This window comes from Pseudomonas sp. TH43 (assembly GCF_016650635.1).
GTDB lineage: Bacteria > Pseudomonadota > Gammaproteobacteria > Pseudomonadales > Pseudomonadaceae > Aquipseudomonas.
Genome location: NZ_JAEKFI010000004.1, coordinates 2,216,839 through 2,237,043 on the forward strand (window position 1 = coordinate 2,216,839; position 20,205 = coordinate 2,237,043).

Below are 20,205 nucleotides of genomic sequence, written 5' to 3' on the forward strand. Positions count from 1 at the left end.
CGGCGTTAAGGTGACTCGGGCTGTAGCCGATGTCAGCGCAGTTTGTGGGAAAAGTATGAAGTGGTTTATGTCAGGCAAAAAAAAGCCCCGTCAAACTGACGGGGTTGAGGTACGAGCGTGTGGCGCTCGAAAACGTGAAGCACCAGCGACCCTCCGTTTCCGGAGGGCCGCTGGGGATTACAGCAGGATGGTGCGGATGTCCGCCAGCAGGCTGCCCAGGCGCTGGGTGAAGCGTGCAGCGGCGGCGCCGTTGATCACACGGTGATCGTAGGACAACGACAGCGGCAGCATCAGTTTCGGCTGGAAGGCTTTGCCGTCCCAGACTGGCTGGATGGTTGCCTTGGAAACACCGAGGATCGCCACTTCCGGCGCGTTGACGATCGGCGTGAAGCCGGTGCCGCCAATGTGGCCGAGGCTGGAAATGGTGAAGCAGGCGCCTTGCATGTCGTCAGCGGTGAGCTTCTTGTCGCGGGCCTTGGCGGCCAGCGCAGCGGCTTCGGCTGCCAGTTGCAACAGGCTCTTCTGGTCGACGTTCTTGATGACCGGTACCAGCAGGCCATCTGGGGTGTCGACGGCGAAGCCGATATTGATGTACTTCTTGCGGATGATCGCTTTGCCGCTTGGCGCCAGCGAACTGTTGAAGTCCGGCAGTTCCTTGAGCATGTGCGCGCACGACTTGAGCAGCAGCGGCAGGATGGTCAGCTTGACGCCGGCCTTCTCTGCAACGGCTTTCTGCGCCACGCGGAACGCTTCCAGCTCGGTGATATCAGCCGAATCGAACTGAGTCACGTGCGGGATGTTCAGCCAGCTGCGGTGCAGGCTCGACGCGCCGATCTGCATCAGGCGAGTCATCGGCACTTCTTCGATTTCGCCGAAACGGCTGAAGTCGACGACCGGAATCGGCGGAATGCCCGCGCCACCGGTTGCGCCAGCAGCAGCGGCCGGTGCTTCCTTGGCCTTCTGCATCATCGCTTTGACGTAAACCTGCACGTCTTCTTTGAGGATACGACCGTGCGGGCCGCTGGCGCCGACAGCGTTCAGCTCGACGCCGAACTCACGGGCCAGTTGACGCACGGCAGGGCCGGCGTGAACTTTCGCGCCCGGCTTGGCCGGTGCGGCGGCTGGAGCGGCAGCAGGTGCAGCGGCAGCCGGAGCAGCAGCGGCAGGTGCTGGAGCGCTTGGAGCAGCAGCGGCAGCTGGAGCCGGGGCAGCAGCAGGCGCTGCGCCTTTGACTTTCAGCTTGAGAATCAGGTCGCCAGTACCGACTTCGTCATCCAGCTTGATGGAAATGCTTTCCACCACGCCAGCGGCAGGCGATGGGATTTCCATGCTCGCCTTGTCGGATTCCAGAGTGATCAGCGACTGGTCGGCTTCAACGCTGTCGCCAGCCTTGACCAACACTTCGATGATCTTGGCTTTGCCGGCCGAGCCGATGTCCGGAACGTGGATGTCCTGAACGCTGTCGGCTACCGGCGCCGCTGGCGCGGCTGCCGGAGCAGGCGCAGCAGCAGCGGCTGGTGCAGCAGCCTGAGCCGGAGCGGCAGCAGCAGGGGCCGCAGCACCCGCCACTTCCAGATCCAGAATCAGGTCGCCAGTGCCGACTTCGTCGTTGAGCTTGACGCTAATGGCTTTGACCACGCCAGCGGCAGGCGACGGGATTTCCATGCTCGCCTTGTCGGATTCGAGGGTGATCAACGATTGATCAGCTTCGACGGTGTCGCCGACCTTGACCTGGATCTCGATGATCTGCGCCTTGCCCGACGAGCCGATGTCCGGCACGTGCACTTGCTGAACCGAAGCGGCAGCAGGGGCAGCGGCCGGAGCGGCAGCAGCAGGAGCGGCAGCCGGTTTGGCTTCAGCTTTTGCAGCAGGCGCAGGGGCCGCTTCAGCGGCGCCCTCGACTTCCAGCTCAAGCAGTTCGTCGCCTTCTTTCAGACGGTCGCCCAGCTTCACTTTCAGACTTTTGATGACACCGGCTTTCGGGGCCGGCACTTCCATGCTGGCCTTGTCCGATTCCAGGGTCAGGATGCTCTGGTCGGCTTCGATACGGTCGCCGACCTTCACAAACAGTTCAATTACTTCACCTTCACCGCTGCCGATGTCAGGTACGCGAATGAGTTCGCTCACAAAATGTCTCCTCAGCAGTCCAGTGGGTTGCGTTTTTCCGGGTCGATGCCGAACTTGACGATGGCTTCAGCAACCACCTTAGGTTCGATATCACCACGGTCAGCCAGTGCTTCCAGGGCTGCCAACACCACGAAATGACGGTCAACTTCGAAGAAATGACGCAGTTTCTTGCGGCTGTCGCTGCGGCCGAAACCGTCGGTGCCCAGGACTTTGAATTCCTTGGACGGTACCCACTGACGGATCTGCTCGGCGAACAGTTTCATGTAGTCGGTAGAGGCGATGACCGGACCTTTACGGCCGTTCAGGCACTCTTCGACGTAGCTCAGCTTAGGCTTCTGGCCCGGCTTCAGACGGTTGCTGCGCTCTACAGCGAGGCCGTCGCGACGCAGTTCGTTGAAGCTGGTAACGCTCCATACGTCAGCGCCAACGTTGAACTCTTCACGCAGAATCTTCGCCGCTTCACGGACTTCACGCAGGATGGTGCCGGAGCCCATCAGCTGTACGTGGTGCGCCGCATCGCGGGTGTCTTCTTCGAGCAGGTACATGCCTTTCTTGATGCCTTCTTCGGCACCGGCCGGCATGGCTGGCTGCTGGTACGACTCGTTCATCACGGTGATGTAGTAGAAGATGTCCTGTTGCTCTTCGGTCATCTTCTTCATGCCGTCCTGAATGATCACCGCCAGCTCGTAGCCGTAGGTTGGATCGTAGGTGCGGCAGTTCGGGATGGTCGCGGCCAACAGGTGGCTATGACCGTCTTCGTGTTGCAGACCTTCACCGTTCAGGGTGGTCCGGCCGGCGGTGCCGCCGATCAGGAAGCCACGGGTGCGGCTGTCGCCGGCAGCCCAGGCCAGGTCACCAATACGCTGGAAGCCGAACATCGAGTAGAAGATGTAGAACGGCAGCATCGGCTGGTTGTGGCTGGAGTACGAAGTACCGGCAGCGATGAAGGAGCTCATGGCGCCTGCTTCGTTGATGCCTTCTTCAAGGATCTGACCTTTCTGGTCTTCCTTGTAGAACATCACCTGGTCTTTATCGACTGGCTCGTAGAGCTGGCCGACGGACGAGTAGATGCCGAGCTGACGGAACATGCCTTCCATACCGAAGGTACGGGCTTCGTCCGGGATGATCGGCACGATGCGCGGGCCGATTTCCTTGTCCTTGACCAGTTGCGCGAGGATCCGCACGAAGGCCATGGTGGTGGAAATTTCACGGTCGCCGGAACCGTCAAGGATGGCCTTGAGGGTGTCCAGATCCGGCGTCGGCACGCTGAAACTCTGTGCGCGGCGCTGTGGTACGAAACCGCCCAGTGCAGTGCGACGCTCGCTGAGGTAGCGGGCTTCGGCGCTGTTTGGCTCTGGCTTGAAGAACGGCAGGTTCTCCAGCTCTTCGTCCTTGACCGGAATGTCGAAACGATCGCGGAACAACTTCAGGCTGTCGACGTCGACTTTCTTGGTGTTGTGCGCAGTGTTTTTCGCTTCGCCGGCACCGGTGCCATAACCCTTGATGGTCTTGGCGAGGATGACGGTCGGTTGTTCTTTGTGGTTGACCGCTTCGTGGTACGCCGCATAGACCTTGTACGGGTCGTGGCCGCCACGGTTGAGTTTCCAGATCTCATCGTCAGACAGATCAGCAACCATCGCCTTGAGTTCTGGCGAGTTGAAGAAGTGTTCACGGACGAACGCGCCGTCTTTGGCTTTGTAGTTCTGGTACTCGCCGTCGATGACTTCGTCCATGCGACGTTGCAGGATGCCGTCGACGTCTTTGGCCAGCAGTGGGTCCCAGAAACGGCCCCAGATGACTTTGGTCACGTTCCACTGGGCACCGCGGAACACGCCTTCGAGTTCCTGGATGATCTTGCCGTTGCCGCGAACCGGGCCGTCGAGGCGCTGCAGGTTGCAGTTGATGACGAAGATCAGGTTGTCCAGCTTCTCGCGGCCAGCCAGGGAGATTGCGCCCAGGGATTCCGGCTCGTCGCACTCGCCGTCGCCGAGGAAGCACCAGACTTTCTGTTTGCCCGGCTGGATGAAACCGCGGTGCTCCAGGTACTTCATGAAGCGTGCCTGGTAGATCGCTTGAATCGGACCCAGACCCATGGATACGGTCGGGAACTGCCAGAAGTCAGGCATCAGCCAAGGGTGCGGGTAGGACGACAGGCCCTGACCGTCGACTTCCTGGCGGAAGTTGTTCATCTGGTCTTCGGTGATGCGGCCTTCCATGAACGCACGGGCGTAAACGCCTGGCGAGGTGTGGCCCTGGAAGTAGATCAGGTCGCCGCCGTGTTCATCGGTAGGGGCCTGGAAGAAGTAGTTGAAGCCGATGTCATACAGGGTCGCGCTGGAAGCGAAGCTGGAGATGTGACCACCCAGGTCAGAATCTTTCAGGTTCGTACGCATTACCATGGCCATCGCGTTCCAGCGTACCAGCGAGCGAATGCGGCGTTCCATGAACAGGTCGCCAGGCATGCGTGCTTCGTGGGTTACCGGGATGGTGTTGCGGTAAGGCGTGGTGATGGCGTAAGGGAGTTGCGAGCCGCTGCGGGTCGCGAGTTCGCCCATACGGGTCATCAGATAGTGAGCACGGTCTTCGCCTTCTTTGTCGAGAACCGATTCCAGGGCGTCCAGCCATTCCTGGGTTTCGACGGGATCGAGGTCTTGCATGGCTTGCTCCAGGGCGGAAAGGCTTCCAGAATCGGTTGCCTGAGTTTGCGACTGGCCTTGTGGGCAGACGATTTAAAATTCTTGGATTGCCGACAGGTTGTTCCGGCGGCGTGTAGTTTTACTACAAATCTTCCGGCATTTCAGCCTTTCGAATGTATAGACGAGTAGTAAAACTACAGAAGAATGGCTTGTGGCCTCCGGCCGCGTTGTGAGAATAATCGTTAAGGTTGGTCTTTTGCCATCCGAAAAAGGTGAAAGTTTGATGTTCACTGCCAAAGAAAAAGAATTTTCAGCTATTTCTAACTTTTGTTCGACAGTCCATCGCGTAGCGGGTTTTCACCATTCACTACAAGCGGCCATTTACACGCCGATCAAGGATAGACCATGACCCTGCCCGTGCTTGCCGAACTGCCTGCCATTCTCCTGCCGTTGGTCACTCGTTCCGAGCAGTCGTTCCGTACGGCTGTCGCCTCGCTTGAAGACGATCACGGCTTCGCGACCTGGACGCCAGAACGCTGGGCGCAATTCGCCCGCGTCAGTGCCGCCAGCGAGTTTGTCATTGAACAGAGCGTTCGTGACCCTTTGATGTTGCTGTCGCTGGTGCAGTCCGGCGAGCTCGATCGCCCGTATGCCGCTGGTGAGCTGTGCGCGCAGATTGCGGCTGCGGTGAATGCCGCACAGAGCGAAGATGAGCTCGGTCGTGTCCTGCGCCGCCAACGTGCGCGCCATCAAGTGCGGATCATCTGGCGTGACCTGAACCGTCAGGCCGATCTGGTGCAGACCTGCCGCGACCTCTCGGACATGGCTGACGCGACCATCGACCAGGCCTATCAATGGTTGTACAGCCGCCATTGTCAGCAGTTCGGCACGCCGACCGGGCGCCGTAGCGGTCTGCCGCAGCAGATGGTCATCCTCGGCATGGGCAAGCTCGGTGCGGTGGAGTTGAACCTGTCTTCGGACATCGACCTGATTTTCGCCTACCCCGAGGGCGGTGAAACCGTCGGCGTGAAACGCGCGCTGGATAACCAGGAATTTTTTATCCGCCTCGGCCAGCGCCTCATCAAGGCGCTGGACCCGATGACGGTCGATGGCTTCGTGTTCCGCGTCGACATGCGCTTGCGCCCGTACGGATCGTCCGGCGCGCTGGTACTGAGCTTCAATGCGCTGGAGCAGTATTACCAGGATCAGGGCCGCGACTGGGAACGTTACGCGATGATCAAGGCGCGTGTGGTCGCGGGCGATCAAGTGGCCGGCGCGCAGTTGCTCGACATGCTGCGCCCGTTTGTTTATCGGCGTTACCTGGACTTCTCGGCGATCGAAGCGCTGCGCACGATGAAGCAGTTGATCCAGCAGGAAGTGCGGCGCAAGGGCATGGCCGACAATATAAAGCTGGGCTCCGGCGGGATCCGTGAGGTCGAGTTTATTGCTCAGGCCTTCCAGCTGATCCACGGTGGCCGCGACTTGAGTCTGCAGCAGCGGCCTCTATTAAAAGTATTGAGCACGCTGGAGGGCCAGGGTTATTTGCCGCCGGCGGTGATCAGTGAGCTGCGCGAAGGCTACGAATTCTTGCGGTACACCGAACACGCGATTCAGGCGATTGCCGACCGCCAGACCCAGATGCTGCCGGACGGCGCGCAGGATCAGGCGCGTATTGCGTTCATGCTCGGTTTCGCCGACTGGGAGGCGTTCCACGAAAAACTGATGTTCTGGCGCGGTCGTGTCGCTTGGCATTTCGCCCAGGTGATCGCTGATCCCGACGAGGAAGAAGGCACCGAAAGCGAAGTGGTGGTCGGTGGTGAATGGCTGCCGCTGTGGGAAGAGGCGCAGGATGAAGAGGCCGCTTGCCGTCAGTTGCAAGAGGGCGGTTTTGCCGATGCGAGCAAAGCCCTGCGAGCGCTCGCCGGTTTGCGCGGCAGTCCACAATTGCGCGCGATGCAGCGGCTGGGGCGTGAGCGTCTTGATGCGTTTATTCCGCGTCTGTTGGCGCAGGCGGTCGAGCATGCCAACCCTGATCTGGTGCTTGAACGGGTGCTGCCGCTGGTTGAAGCGGTTGCCCGGCGTTCGGCTTATTTAGTGTTGCTGACGGAAAACCCCGGGGCGTTGCGCCGCTTGCTTACCCTGTGCGCGGCGAGTCCGTGGATTGCCGAGCAGATCACCCGCTTCCCGCTACTGCTCGACGAGTTGCTTAACGAAGGCCGACTGTTCAAGCCGCCGCTGGCGCCCGAGTTGGCCGCCGAATTGCGCGAGCGACTGACGCGGATTCCCGAAGAAGACCTTGAACAACAAATGGAGGCTCTGCGCCATTTCAAGCTGGCGCATCGCTTGCGCGTTGCCGCCTCGGAAATCGCCGGCAGCCTGCCATTGATGAAAGTCAGCGATTATCTGACCTGGCTGGCCGAGGCGATTCTCGAACAAGTGCTGGCCTTGGCCTGGCGTCAGACGGTCGCCAAGTACGGCACGCCGTTGCGTACCGACGGGACGTTGTGCGATCCCGGCTTCATCATTGTCGGTTACGGGAAAGTCGGTGGTCTGGAACTGGGGCATGGTTCGGATCTGGATCTGGTATTCATCCATGACGGTGATCCACAGGCAGAAACCGACGGGGCGAAGCCGATCGATGGCGCGCAATTCTTCACCCGGCTTGGCCAGCGGATCATTCACTTGCTGACGGCGCAAACCAACTCGGGCCAGTTATATGAAGTGGATATGCGCTTGCGGCCGTCCGGTGCCTCGGGGCTGCTGGTGAGTTCGCTGGGCGCGTTTGCCCGCTATCAAGAAAATGAAGCATGGACGTGGGAGCATCAGGCCCTGGTGCGGGCGCGGGTGCTGGTTGGCAGTCAGGATGTCGGTCGGGCGTTCGAAGGCGTCCGCGCGCAGGTATTGGGCAAAGCACGGGAGCTGGCCACGCTGCAGCAGGAAGTCAGCGAGATGCGCGCGAAGATGCGCGATAACCTCGGCACCAAGAGCACTGCGGCCGGAACCGCGGCAAATGCCTTCGACGCCACGGCACCGTTCGACCTCAAGCAGGACGCCGGAGGTATCGTCGATATTGAATTTATGGTGCAATACGCGGCTCTGGCGTGGTCGCAAAGCCACCCGCCATTGCTGCGCTGGACCGATAACATCCGCATTCTGGAAGAGCTGGAACACGAAGGGCTGATGCCTGCCGAAGACGCCAGCCTGTTGCGCGAGGCCTATAAAGCCTACCGCTCCGCCGCTCACCGGCAGGCCTTGCAGAAGGACGCCGGAGTGATTGCAGGCGACCAGTTTGTCGAAGAACGCCGGCAGGTGTTGCGGATCTGGAAAGAGATGGGGCTAAGCTGAAACACGCCAATGAAGGCAATGAGATTCAAAAGGTGGGAGCGAGCCTGCTCGCGAATGCGGAGTGTCAGTCAACATCAATGTTGAATGTGTCGGCCCCTTCGCGAGCAGGCTCGCTCCCACAGTGATCTGCGCTGAAATGCAGATGTTGGAACGTATGCAAAACCCTGTGGGAGCGAGCCTGCTCGCGAATGCGGAGTGTCAGGCGACATTTATTTTGGATGTGCCGGCCCCATCGCGGGCAAGCCCGCTCCCACAGTGATCTGCGGTGAAATGCAGATGTTGGAACGGATGCAAAACCCTGTGGGAGCTGGCTTGCCAGCGGTAGCGGCGTATCAGGCGACATTGATTTTGGATGTGCCGGCCCCTTCGCGAGCCGGCTCGCTCCCACAGTGATCTGCGCTGAAATGCAGATGTTGGAACGGATGCAAAACCCTGTGGGAGCTGGCTTGCCAGCGATAGCGGAGTATCAGACGACATTGATTTTGGATGTGTCGGCCCCTTCGCGAGCAGGCTCGCTCTCACAGTGATCTGCGCTGAAAATGCAGATGTTGGAACGTATGCAAAACCCTGTGGGAGCTGGCTTGCCAGCGATAGCGGAGTATCAGGCGACATTGATTTTGGATGTGCCGGCCCCTTCGCGAGCAGGCTCGCTCCCACAGTGATCTGCGGTGAATTGCAGAAGTTGGAACGGATGCAAAACCCTGTGGGAGCTGGCTTGCCAGCGATAGCGGCGTGTCAGACGACATTGATTTTGGATGTGCCGGCCCCATCGCGGGCAAGCCCGCTCCCACAGTGATCTGCGCTGAAATGCAGATGTTGGAACGTATGCAAAACCCTGTGGGAGCTGGCTTGCCAGCGGTAGCGGAGTATCAGGCGACATTGATTTTGGATGTGCCGGCCCCATCGCGAGCAGGCTCGCTCCCACAGTGATCTGCGCTGAAATGCAGATGTTGGAACGTATGCAAAACCCTGTGGGAGCTGGCTTGCCAGCGATAGCGGAGTATCAGGCGACAATAATGTTGAATGTGAAGACCCCATCGCGAGCAGGCTCGCTCCCACAGTAGATCTACAGTGTTTGTAGAATTCTCGAGGCGGGGAGGCGTAAATGCCTCCCCGGTTCGTTTTTGGAAACCACATGAATATTCTGATCGTTGGGCCCAGTTGGGTCGGTGACATGGTGATGGCGCAGACACTGTTTCAGTGTCTCAAACAGCGCCACCCGCAATGCGAAATCGACGTGCTGGCCCCCGAGTGGAGCCGGCCGATCCTTGAGCGCATGCCCGAAGTGCGCAAGGCCTTGAGCTTTCCGCTCGGTCACGGCGCGCTGGAATTGGCGACACGCCGACGCATCGGTAAATCCCTGGCCGGCCAGTACGATCAGGCGATCCTGCTGCCCAACTCGCTGAAGTCGGCACTGGTGCCGTTCTTTGCCGGCATCAAGAAGCGCACCGGCTGGCGCGGCGAATTCCGCTACGGCCTGCTCAACGACGTGCGCACGCTCGACAAAGAGCGCTATCCGCTGATGATCGAGCGCTTCATGGCGCTGGCTTACGAGCCAAACGCCGAGTTGCCGAAACCCTATCCGCGCCCAAGCCTGCAAATCGATCCGGTCACCCGCGAAGCGGCGCTGGCCAAGTTCGGCCTGGCCCTCGACCGCCCGGTGTTGGCCCTGTGCCCAGGCGCCGAGTTCGGCGAATCCAAGCGCTGGCCGTCCGAGCATTACGCCCAAGTCGCCGAAGCACGCATTCGCGAAGGCTGGCAGGTGTGGCTGTTCGGCTCCAAAAACGATCATGCGGTGGGCGAAGACATCCGTGCGCGCCTGATCCCGGGCCTGCGTGAAGAGTCCGTCAACCTCAGCGGCGACACCTCATTGGCCGAAGCCATTGACCTGCTGTCCTGCGCTGATTCGGTAGTGTCCAACGATTCTGGGTTGATGCACGTCGCGGCCGCGCTTAACCGTCCATTGGTGGCAGTTTACGGCTCAACATCGCCGGGCTTCACGCCGCCGTTGGCCGAACACGTCGAAATCGTCCGTCTGGGCCTCGATTGCAGCCCGTGCTTCGACCGAACATGCCGCTTCGGCCATTACAACTGCCTGCGCCAGCTGATGCCGGACGCGGTCAACGATGCCTTGCAGAAATTGCAGGGCTCCGTGGTCGAGGTTCATTAAGTTGCGGGTACTGCTAATCAAGACTTCATCGCTGGGCGACGTGATTCATGCGTTGCCAGCGTTGACCGACGCCGCCCGGGCCATCCCCGGCATCAAGTTCGACTGGGTCGTGGAAGAAGGCTTCGCCGAGATTCCGACCTGGCACCCGGCCGTCGGCAAGGTGATTCCGGTGGCGATCCGCCGCTGGCGCAAAAACCTCTGGAAGACCATTACCAGCGGCGAGTGGAAACGCTTCAAACAAAGCGTGCGCGCGAACAAATACGACTTGGTGATCGACGCCCAGGGCCTGCTGAAAAGCGCCTGGCTGACCCGTTACGTCAAAGCCCCGGTGGCCGGCCTCGACAAAGGTTCGGCCCGTGAGCCGATGGCGGCGCGATTCTACGACCGCAAACTGGCCGTGGCCCGTGGCCAACACGCCGTCGAGCGGGTGCGGCAGTTGTTCGCCATCGCCCTCGGTTACGACCTGCCAAAAGGCCTCGGCGATTACGGCCTCAACGTCGAACGCCTGGTCGAGTTGCCACGCAAAAACGCATTCGTAGTGTTCCTCCACGGCACCACGTGGGACACCAAACACTGGCCGGAAAGTTACTGGCGTGAACTGACCGAACGCGTCGGTTACCTCGGCGTCGGCGTCAAACTGCCGTGGGGCAACCCGCAGGAAAAGGCCCGCGCCGAACGCATCGCCGCCGGTTTCAAACACGCCGAAGTGCTGCCAAAACTCAATCTGGCCGGCGTCGGCAAAGTCCTTGCCGGCGCGCAAGCCTGCGTCGCGGTGGACACCGGTCTCGGCCATTTGGCCGCGGCGCTGGACGTGCCGACCATTTCGCTGTTTGGTCCGACCAACCCGGGCCTGACCGGCGCTTACGGCAAATTGCAGATTCACCTGGCCAGCGACTTCCCGTGCGCGCCGTGCCTGCAAAAGAAATGTACCTATCAACCGACCGCGCAGGATGCCCGTCAGTTTGACCTGAAGCGTGAGCAGCCTCTGTGCTTCACGCGTCTGAACCCCGAGCGTGTCGCCAGCCGACTGAGCACGTTGTTAATGGCTGAGGAGCTGCGCTGATGCAATTGGCATTCGTCCTGTACAAATATTTCCCGTTTGGTGGCTTGCAGCGCGACTTCATGCGCATCGCCCTCGAATGTCAGAAGCGCGGCCATCAGATCCGTGTCTACACGCTGATCTGGGAAGGCGACGTACCGCCCGGTTTTGAAGTGCTGGTGGCGCCGGTCAAGGCGTTCTTCAATCATCGTCGCAATGAAAAGCTCAGCGCGTGGATGGCAGCGGACCTGGCGAAGCGCCCGGTCGATCGTCTGATCGGCTTCAACAAGATGCCGGGGCTCGACGTCTATTACGCCGCCGACGGCTGCTTCGAAGACAAGGCGCAAAACCTGCGCCATTCGCTGTACCGCCGCTGGGGCCGTTATCGCCACTTCGCCGAGTACGAGCGCGCGGTGTTCGCCAAAGATGCGAAGACCGAAGTGTTGATGATTTCCGAAGTGCAGCAACCGCTGTTCATCAAGCATTACGACACGCCGATCGAGCGCTTTCATCTGCTGCCGCCGGGCATTGCCCAGGATCGTCGTCGCCCGGCAGATGCCGACGAAATCCGCGCCGCTTTCCGCGCCGAATTCAACCTCAAGGACGACGAACTGCTGCTGGTGCAGATCGGCTCCGGGTTCAAGACCAAAGGTGTTGATCGCAGCCTCAAGGCACTGGCCGCATTGCCCGCCGAGCTGAAGAAACGCACCCGGCTGTTTGTAATCGGCCAGGATGACCCCAAATTATTCCAGATGCAGAGCGCCACATTGGGCCTGGGCGATAACGTGACGTTCCTTAAAGGACGCAGCGATATCCCGCGTTTCCTGCTCGGTGCCGATCTGTTGATCCACCCGGCGTACAACGAAAACACCGGCACCGTGTTGCTTGAAGCGCTGGTCGCCGGCTTGCCGGTGCTGGTCAGCGCGGTCTGCGGTTACGCCCATTACATTGCCGAAGCGGATGCCGGGCGAGTGCTGGACGAGCCGTTCGATCAGGCGCAGCTGACGCAATTCCTGACGGACATGTTGCATGACGACGCTGCACGCGCGGCGTGGAGCCGCAATGGTCTGGCGTTCGCCGAGACGGCCGACCTCTACAGCATGCCGCAGCACGCGGCCGATGTGATTCTGGCGGAGCACGCTTAATGAAGTTGATGCTGGCTGAACCGTTCAAAAGCCTTTGGGCCGGACGCGACCCGTTCGCCGAAGTCGAAGGCTTGCAGGGCGAGGTTTACCGCGAGCTGGAAGCTCGCCGCACGCTACGCACGGAAGTCGACGGCAACGGATTTTTCGTGAAGATTCACCGTGGCATCGGCTGGAGCGAAATCTTCAAGAACCTGCTGACTGCCAAGCTGCCGGTACTCGGTGCGGGTCAGGAGTGGAAGGCGATCCAGCGTTTGCAGGAAGTCGGTGTGCCGACCATGACCGCTGTCGCGTACGGCGAAAAGGGCAGCAACCCGGCGGATCAGCACTCGTTCATCGTCACCGAAGAGCTGGCGCCGACCGTCAGCCTCGAAGACTTCAGCATCGACTGGGTCAAGCAGCCGCCCGAGCCGACACTCAAGCGTGCGCTGATCGCCGAAGTCGCACGCATGACCGGCATGATGCACCGCGCCGGGGTCAATCACCGCGACTGCTACATCTGTCACTTCCTGCTGCACACCGACAAACCGGTGACGGCGGAAGATTTCAAACTGTCGGTGATTGACCTGCACCGCGCTCAGACCCGCGCGAAAATCACTCAGCGCTGGCGCAACAAGGATTTGGCCGCGCTATACTTTTCGGCGCTGGACATCGGCCTGACCCGCCGCGACAAGCTGCGCTTCCTCAAGGGCTATTTCCAGCAACCGCTGCGGCAGATTCTGGGCGAAGAAGCGCCGTTGCTGAACTGGCTGGAAGGCAAGGCCAACAAGCTCTACGCGCGTAAACAGCGCTACGGAGATGCGCTCTGATGGCGGGTTGGACGCTTGAACCTGAATACAGTGATCTCGCCGAAGACTTTGGCAGCCTCGAAGCGGTATTTGCCTTGCAAGGCGAACGCCTGACCCGCGATCCGCTGTCCGAAGTCGTTCGCGTCGAGCGCAGCGGCATCAACTATTACGTCAAACGCTACGTCGGCGCCGGTAAAGGCTTGCGCCGTTACCTCGGCAAGCCGCGCGTGAAGATGGAGTGGCAGAACCTCAAGCGCTTCGCCAAGTGGGGCATTCCCACTGCCGAAGTGGTGGCCTGGGGGCTGGAGCGCCGTGGCGCGGCGTACGACCGTGGCGCGATGATCACCCGCGAATTGCCGCGCACCGAAGACCTCTCGGCGCTGGCCGAGCGCAACGATCCGAAGCTCAAGGATCGCGCCTGGGTCGATGGTGTCAGCCGACAATTGGCCGGTTACACCCGAACCATGCACGACCACCGCTTTACCCATAACGATCTGAAGTGGCGCAACCTGCTGATCGACGATCAGGCGCGACTGTTTCTGATCGATTGCCCGAATGGCGATTTCTGGCGCGGCTTCTGGCTCAAATACCGCATCACCAAGGATCTGGCCTGCCTCGACAAGGTGGCCAAATATCACCTGTCGAACACCCAGCGCCTGCGCTTCTATCTGCAATACCGTGGGCGTGATCGCCTGAATGCCGCTGACAAGAAGCGCATTCGCCACGTGGTGAGATTTTTCGAGGGACGCGAATGACTGATTTTCTGGCCGCCGAAGACCGTGCGCTACTTGAGCGCAATGGCCTCGGCACCTTCGACGCCCTGTGGGCCAAGCAGCTCGAAGCGGTGGACGAACCGAACACCGACGGCGGCGGCTGGAGCAGCGTGTTTCGCCTGGAGCTGGAAGGCCACGCCTACTACCTCAAGCGCCAGAGCAACTACCTGACCCGCACCTTGCACGCGCCGTTCGGCGAACCGAGTTTTGCCCGTGAGTTTCGTAACATCAGCCGCTACAACAAGCTCGGTATTCCGGCGCTGCAAGCCGCGTTTTTCGGGCAGCGCAAGGTCAACGGCGAGGTCCGCGCAATCTTGCTGACCCGCGCCCTCGATGGCTGGGACGATCTCGATTCGTTATTGCAGCGTTGGTCTGAACTGACCACTGTGCAGCAATCGGCGATTCTCAAGGCCTGCGGACAACTGGCGCGCCGTCTGCACGGCTTGCGTCAGGTGCACGGCTGTTTTTATCCCAAGCACATCTTTTTGCAGGCTGACGGCAGCGGTTATCAGGCGCAGTTGATCGATCTGGAAAAGACCCGGCCCTTGCTGTTCGGCCTGCGTGATCGGGTCAAGGATCTGGAGCCTTTGCTGCGCCGCGCCCCTGAATGGAGCGAGGCGCAGTTGCGTGAATTGCTGGCGGCGTATGTTGATCAGCCGAGTGACAGCTCACTGGTCGACAGTTGGGTCACGCGTCTGACCGCACGACGCAATCGCAAGGAGACGCGCTGATGCGGTTGTCCGACCTGAAAAACGCCGGGCGTACGCCGAGCCTGCCAATGACGATCTCGCTGGCCGATGCCGCAGGCCCGGCGGATTTGCAGTTGCTGACGCTGTTACGCGTGTTGCCCGGCCAGCGCTATGTCGGTGCCGGCGTCTGGCGCGGTCGGCCGGTGTTGGCCAAGCTGCTGGTCGGCAGCAAGGCTGCGCGGCATTTCCAGCGCGAACTGGACGGCGTGAAATTGCTCGCCGCTCAACACTTGACCACGCCGTTGCTGTTGGCGGATGGCTTGAAAGAGGGCGAGGGCGGCTGGCTGCTGTTCGAATTCCTCGAAGGCGCAGAAAGTCTTGGCGATGCGTGGCAACAGGTCGAGTCGTTGCCCGTACTCGCCGATGAGCAATCGGCGGTATTGGCCGAGGCGCTCGGCGCCATCGCTCAACTGCATGGCAAAGGCTTGTGGCAGGCAGATCTGCACCTCGACAATCTGCTGCGTCACGGCGGTCAGTTGTACTTGATCGACGGCGCCGGAATCTGTGTGGAAACCGCCGGCCAGCCGTTGTCGCGGCAGAAAGTGCTGGAAAACCTCGGGGTATTTTTTGCCCAGTTGCCCAAGTCGCTGGAACCGTTCACCGAAGAGTTGCTGGTGTATTACCTGCTGAGCAACGCCGAGCACGCGCTGCCGCTGGAAGCGTTGCAGAAACAAATCGACAAAGTGCGCGCCTGGCGCCTGCGCGATTACCTGATCAAGGTTGGCCGCGAGTGCACGCTGTTTGCGGTACAGCGCGGTGCGTTCGCTTTGCGCGCTATTCGTCGCGAGGAAGAAGCGGCGATGGTGCCGGTGCTGGAACAGGCTGATGCGCTGCTCGATCAGGGCCACTTGTACAAGACCGGCGGCGCAGCGAGCGTTGGCAAGGTTGACGTGGCCGGGTGCACGCTGGTGATCAAGCGCTACAACATCAAGAACTTTGCGCATTGGCTCAAGCGCTTCTGGCGCCCGAGCCGCGCGTGGCATTCGTGGCGCGAAGGCAATCGTCTGGCGTTCCTCGGCATCGCCACGCCGAAACCGCTGGCGGTACTGGAGAAGCGTTTTCTGTGGCTGCGCAGCCGTGCTTACCTGGTCACTGAGTTTCTACCGGGGCCGGACATTATCGAGCGCTTTGCACCGTACGTTGAAAGCGGCGCCGCGCCGGAATCCGAGTTGCAGGCGCTGGATCAGCTGTTCGCGCGCTTGATCGCCGAGCGCATCAGTCATGGTGATTTCAAGGGCCATAACCTGTTCTGGCAGGACGATCGCTGGGCGCTGATCGACCTCGACTCGATGTGCCAACACGGCTCCCTCGGCAGCTTCGCCCCGGCCTACGCCCGGGATCGCGCGCGGTTCATGCGCAACTGGCCAGAAAACAGCGCGCTGTATCAATTGATTGATCAGCGTTTGCCGAAAAGTATCGATCGAGTCTGAAGACTTAAAAGATCGCAGCCTTCGGGAGCTCCTGCATTTGGAATGCAACTTCCTGCAGGAGCTGACGAAGGCTGCGATCTTTTGATCCTCAACGCTGTGCGGCAAATAGGTCTGGGTCATTCGCGCCACGTTTACGCTATAATCCCGCCCTTTAGCTGTCTCTCGCCCGGTGCGAGGGCACATCAATTTTCAAGGCGCATCGCGCCTGCATGCAGACTAAAGAGGCTAGACCCCTGTGGCATTGACGATTCTTGGCCTGTCCGGCGCCCTTAGCCATGATCCTTCAGCAGCCTTGTACATCGACGGCAAGTTGGTGGCAGCTGCTGAAGAAGAGCGCTTCGTACGCGATAAGCATGCAAAGAACCGCATGCCCTACGAGTCGGCGAAATTCTGCCTTGAGCAGGCTGGCATCAAGCCGTCCGACGTTGACGTAGTAGCCATTCCGTTCGCGCCGATCAGTCTGTTCGGTGAGGCTCGCTGGCACTACGCCAAGCGCTACTGGTACGCACCGGATCGCGCCCTCGATGCGATCCTGATGGGCAACCGTCGCTACAAGCGCTATCGCAACAAGATCGTCTGGTGCCTTGAACAACTGGGTTTTGATCCGAAAAAGATCAAGATCGAGCCGGTCGAGCACCATCTGGCTCACGCCTCCAGCGCCTATCACTGCTCCGGTTTCAAAGAGAAAACCGCAATCCTCGGCATCGACGGCAAGGGTGAGTACGCCACGACCTTTTTCGGTTATGGCGAAAACGGCAAGATCCACAAGATCAAGGAATTCTTCGATCCGGACTCCCTCGGCGGCCTCTACGGCGCGATCACCGAGTTCCTCGGTTTCGAGATGCTCGACGGTGAGTTCAAGGTCATGGGCATGGCGCCATATGGCGACGCCAGCAAATACGACTTCTCGCGTCTGGCCTCGTTCGAGAACGGCGAGTTGGTGATCAACACCGATTACGCCAACGTGATCGGCCTGCGTCGCTACAAAGAGAAAGGCAAAGGTTTCTACTTCTCGCCGAAGCTGATCGAATGGCTGGGCCCGAAACGCGAAGGCGACATCGCTGACGAACCGTACATCCACTACGCCGCGAGCATGCAAGCGCTGTTCGAGAAGATCTCGCTGCAGATGATCGACCACTATCTGGGCGACATCCTCAAGGAAACCGGCAAGCTCGCGTTCGCCGGCGGCTGTGCGTTGAACGTCAAGCTGAACCAGAAAATCATCGCCCGCGATGACGTCAAAGAGCTGTTCGTGCAGCCGGCGTCCGGCGATGCCGGCACCGCTGTTGGCGCCGCCGCGTACGTGTCGCACGCCCGTGGTGTACCGGTCGAGAAGATGGAACACGTCTACCTCGGCCCGTCGTACAGCAACGAAGACGTGATCGCCGCGTGCGCCCGTCACGAGAACAAGCCGACCTGGCGCAAGCTCGACAACATGCCTGAGCAGATCGCCAAGATCATGGTCGATGGCAACCCGGTGGCCTGGTTCCAGGGCCGCATGGAGTTCGGCCCGCGTGCCTTGGGCGGTCGCTCGATCATCGGTTGCCCGAGCATTCCCGGCGTCGCTGACCGCATCAACCATCAGATCAAGTTCCGCGAGCGCTGGAGGCCTTTCTGCCCGTCGATGCTCGACACCGTTGCGCCACAGATGATCAAGATCGATCACCCGGCGCCGTTCATGACCTTCACTTTCGAAGTGGCGGACGAGTGGAAAACCCGCGTGCCGGAAGTCGTCCACGAAGACGGTACCTCGCGTGCCCAGGTGCTCAAGCGCGAATACAACCCGCGCTACTACGACATGATGAAGGCGCTGGAAGTGCTGACCGGTAACGGCGTGTCGCTGAACACCTCGCTCAACCGTCGTGGTGAACCGATGATCTGCTCGCCGACCGACGCGCTGAACATGTTCTTTGGCTCCGATCTGCAGTACCTGATCATGGAAGACATTCTGGTGGTCAAAGAGGGCGCAAACGCTTATGACTCGCTCGGCTGAACGCCATGTGTTGCAGTTCTGTCACGGCTATGACGGGCCGTTCCTCGACTGCGCACGGCAGTACGCCAGCCTGTTCGCGGGCACCGGTTATCGAGTGACCACGGTCTTTCTGACCGGGGCCGCCGATAGCGAGGTGGCCGCAGCGTGTGCCTCCGATGAAGTGTTGTTCATGGAATACAGCTCCAAGGCCATTCGTGGCCTGAAGCTGGGTGCCATCGGCGATCTGCGCAAGATCGCCGCTTCACGCAATTTCAGTTTCTGCATCGCCCATCGCTTCAAGCCGATCTACATCGCCTTGCTCGGCACTTCGCTGCCGGTGATTGGCGTGCACCACGCGTTTGGTGATTACCAGCGCCGTACGCGCAAGTTGTTCGCGCATATTTTCCGCAAGCGGTTGAGTCTGCTCGGCGTATCCGATGCGGTGCGCGACGACATGCGTCGTTGCCTGCCGAAGTGGCCGCAAGAGCGGATTCAAACGCTGTACAACCGTATCGATGTGCCGGCGCTGCAATTCAGTCAGGTGTCCGCCCGCGAAGCCCGCGAGACGTTGGGTCTGGCGGCGGATGCCTGGATTGTCGGCAACGTCGGTCGGCTGCACCCGGACAAGGATCAGGCGACGTTGCTGCAAGGTTTCGCCGCCGCGTTGCCGGGTTTGCCGGACAACAGTCAGTTGGTGATTCTCGGCAAGGGCCGTCTGGAGCAGGATCTCAAGGAGTTGGCGCGGGAGCTGGGTATCGGCGACCGCGTGCTGTTCCTCGGTCAGGTGGCGGACGCGCGCAATTACTTCCGCGCTTTTGATGTCTTCGCGCTCAGCTCCGATCACGAACCGTTCGGCATGGTGCTGCTGGAGGCCATGGCCGCCGGCGTCCCGCTGCTGGCCACAGCGTGCGGCGGGGCGAAGGAAGTGGTCGAAGGTGTGGGCATTCTGTTCCCGCTCGGCGATGCCGAACACCTTGCCCAAGGCCTGCAACATTTGGCCGGTATGGATGATCAGCAGCGCCGTCAGTGCGCCGAGATGATGCTCGATCGCCTGCGTGAGCGCTTCTCCGACCGAGCGGTGCGCGAGACCTTCTGGCGTCTGCCGCAAGTTACCGATCTGGCACCGAGGGGCTGATGCTCAACCGATTCCAAGGCTGGCGCGAACGTGGCTGGTCGCCCGTTGACGCCTCCACCTATGCCAACGCCTGGCAGCAATTTGGCGGCAGCCTTGCCACCCACCCGCTGGTGGTCGAGCGTCTGGCCGATCTGGCCGGCATCCCGGTGCGCTATCTGGCCTGGGAGCAGCAGGGCGAAGTCAAAGCCGCGATCCCGACCTGGGGCCGCGATCTGGCGCTGTCCAAGGACGTGCTCAAGCGCAACGGCAAAAAAGGCCTGTTCGACCTCGGCAACGCCGAACTGATCCTGCCGGCCGCTGCCGATGCGCAAGCCCCGCTGCGCCACCGCGCACGCTACCTGTCGGCGCTCAACGAAGGCCGTTTCAGCGGCATGAAGTTGCAGACCGAACAACTGGCCATGGCCCGCTCCCCGGAAGAACTGTCGAAGAAGTTTCGCTACAACCAGCGCCGCGAACTGCGTCTGCTGGAAGAGGCGGGCGGAGTAGTGCGCCCGGTCAGCGAGTTCTCCAGCGTTGAACTGGCGGCGATCTACTGCGACCTGTTTCAGCGTCGCTGGGGTTTCCCGGCCACGGGTGCGGCGCGTATGGCCGAGGTCATCGAACTGCTGCGCGAGCTGCTGATCGGCTCGGTGATTTTCCTCAACGATGCACCGATCGCGATCCAACTGGTCTATCGCGTCGAAGCGCCGGAGTGGATCAGCGTCGAATACATCAACGGCGGCGTCGACCCTGAAACCCGCGAGTTCAGCCCCGGCAGCGTGTTGAGTTTTCTCAATACGCAAAGCGCCTGGGAGCATGCGCGGGCGCTGGAAAAACCGCTGCGTTTCTCCTTCGGTCGCGCCGACCGTGAATACAAGGATCGCTGGTGCAATCCTGTGCCGGTGTTCACCGTATGAGTC

Annotated in this window: 13 protein-coding genes; 11 read left to right on the forward strand and 2 right to left on the reverse strand. The window is 60.7% G+C overall.

Annotated features, from left to right (window positions below):
* Positions 1-177: 177 nt before the first annotated feature.
* Positions 178-2,127: a dihydrolipoyllysine-residue acetyltransferase gene (gene aceF, locus JFT81_RS26405; RefSeq protein WP_201230174.1), complete on the reverse strand. Its 1,950-nt coding sequence runs from the start codon at positions 2,125-2,127 to the stop codon at positions 178-180.
* An 11-nt stretch (positions 2,128-2,138) separates the two neighbouring features.
* Entirely contained in the window at positions 2,139-4,784 is a 2,646-nt protein-coding gene (gene aceE / locus JFT81_RS26410; RefSeq protein ID WP_201148770.1) for a pyruvate dehydrogenase (acetyl-transferring), homodimeric type, read from the reverse strand.
* Between the two features lie 384 nt (positions 4,785-5,168).
* On the opposite strand from aceE, the gene glnE reads away from it, so the two are divergent.
* The 11 genes from glnE (at position 5,169) to JFT81_RS26465 (ending at position 20,202) form a co-directional block, all read left to right on the forward strand.
* The gene (gene glnE, locus JFT81_RS26415) at positions 5,169-8,108 is read left to right on the forward strand and encodes a bifunctional [glutamate--ammonia ligase]-adenylyl-L-tyrosine phosphorylase/[glutamate--ammonia-ligase] adenylyltransferase (protein ID WP_201230175.1); all 2,940 of its coding nucleotides are present in this window, start codon (positions 5,169-5,171) and stop codon (positions 8,106-8,108) included.
* 1,135 nt (positions 8,109-9,243) lie between these two features.
* Entirely contained in the window at positions 9,244-10,278 is a 1,035-nt protein-coding gene (waaF, locus tag JFT81_RS26420; protein ID WP_201230176.1) for a lipopolysaccharide heptosyltransferase II, read from the forward strand.
* A 1-nt stretch (position 10,279) separates the two neighbouring features.
* Positions 10,280-11,341 (forward strand): lipopolysaccharide heptosyltransferase I, encoded by a 1,062-nt coding sequence (gene waaC, locus JFT81_RS26425; protein ID WP_064117144.1) that lies wholly within the window; start codon positions 10,280-10,282, stop codon positions 11,339-11,341.
* The gene (locus JFT81_RS26430; protein ID WP_201230177.1) at positions 11,341-12,462 is read left to right on the forward strand and encodes a glycosyltransferase family 4 protein; all 1,122 of its coding nucleotides are present in this window, start codon (positions 11,341-11,343) and stop codon (positions 12,460-12,462) included. Before waaC ends, JFT81_RS26430 begins: the two co-directional genes overlap by 1 nt.
* A complete protein-coding gene (rfaP, locus tag JFT81_RS26435; protein WP_201230178.1) occupies positions 12,462-13,268 on the forward strand; it encodes a lipopolysaccharide core heptose(I) kinase RfaP in 807 nt (268 codons plus the stop codon). The genes JFT81_RS26430 and rfaP overlap by 1 nt, the downstream gene beginning before the upstream one ends.
* The gene (locus tag JFT81_RS26440) at positions 13,268-14,002 is read left to right on the forward strand and encodes a lipopolysaccharide kinase InaA family protein (protein WP_201148766.1); all 735 of its coding nucleotides are present in this window, start codon (positions 13,268-13,270) and stop codon (positions 14,000-14,002) included. The genes rfaP and JFT81_RS26440 overlap by 1 nt, the downstream gene beginning before the upstream one ends.
* On the forward strand, positions 13,999-14,751 hold the full coding sequence (locus JFT81_RS26445) for a lipopolysaccharide kinase InaA family protein (protein ID WP_201230180.1): 753 nt from the start codon (positions 13,999-14,001) through the stop codon (positions 14,749-14,751). Before JFT81_RS26440 ends, JFT81_RS26445 begins: the two co-directional genes overlap by 4 nt.
* Positions 14,751-16,199 (forward strand): lipopolysaccharide kinase InaA family protein, encoded by a 1,449-nt coding sequence (locus tag JFT81_RS26450; RefSeq protein ID WP_201230182.1) that lies wholly within the window; start codon positions 14,751-14,753, stop codon positions 16,197-16,199. Before JFT81_RS26445 ends, JFT81_RS26450 begins: the two co-directional genes overlap by 1 nt.
* Before the next feature lie 235 nt (positions 16,200-16,434).
* Positions 16,435-18,192 (forward strand): carbamoyltransferase, encoded by a 1,758-nt coding sequence (locus JFT81_RS26455; RefSeq protein WP_201230184.1) that lies wholly within the window; start codon positions 16,435-16,437, stop codon positions 18,190-18,192.
* The gene (locus tag JFT81_RS26460; RefSeq protein WP_201230185.1) at positions 18,176-19,306 is read left to right on the forward strand and encodes a glycosyltransferase; all 1,131 of its coding nucleotides are present in this window, start codon (positions 18,176-18,178) and stop codon (positions 19,304-19,306) included. Before JFT81_RS26455 ends, JFT81_RS26460 begins: the two co-directional genes overlap by 17 nt.
* The gene (locus JFT81_RS26465; RefSeq protein WP_201230186.1) at positions 19,306-20,202 is read left to right on the forward strand and encodes an antimicrobial resistance protein Mig-14; all 897 of its coding nucleotides are present in this window, start codon (positions 19,306-19,308) and stop codon (positions 20,200-20,202) included. Before JFT81_RS26460 ends, JFT81_RS26465 begins: the two co-directional genes overlap by 1 nt.
* Positions 20,203-20,205: the final 3 nt, after the last annotated feature.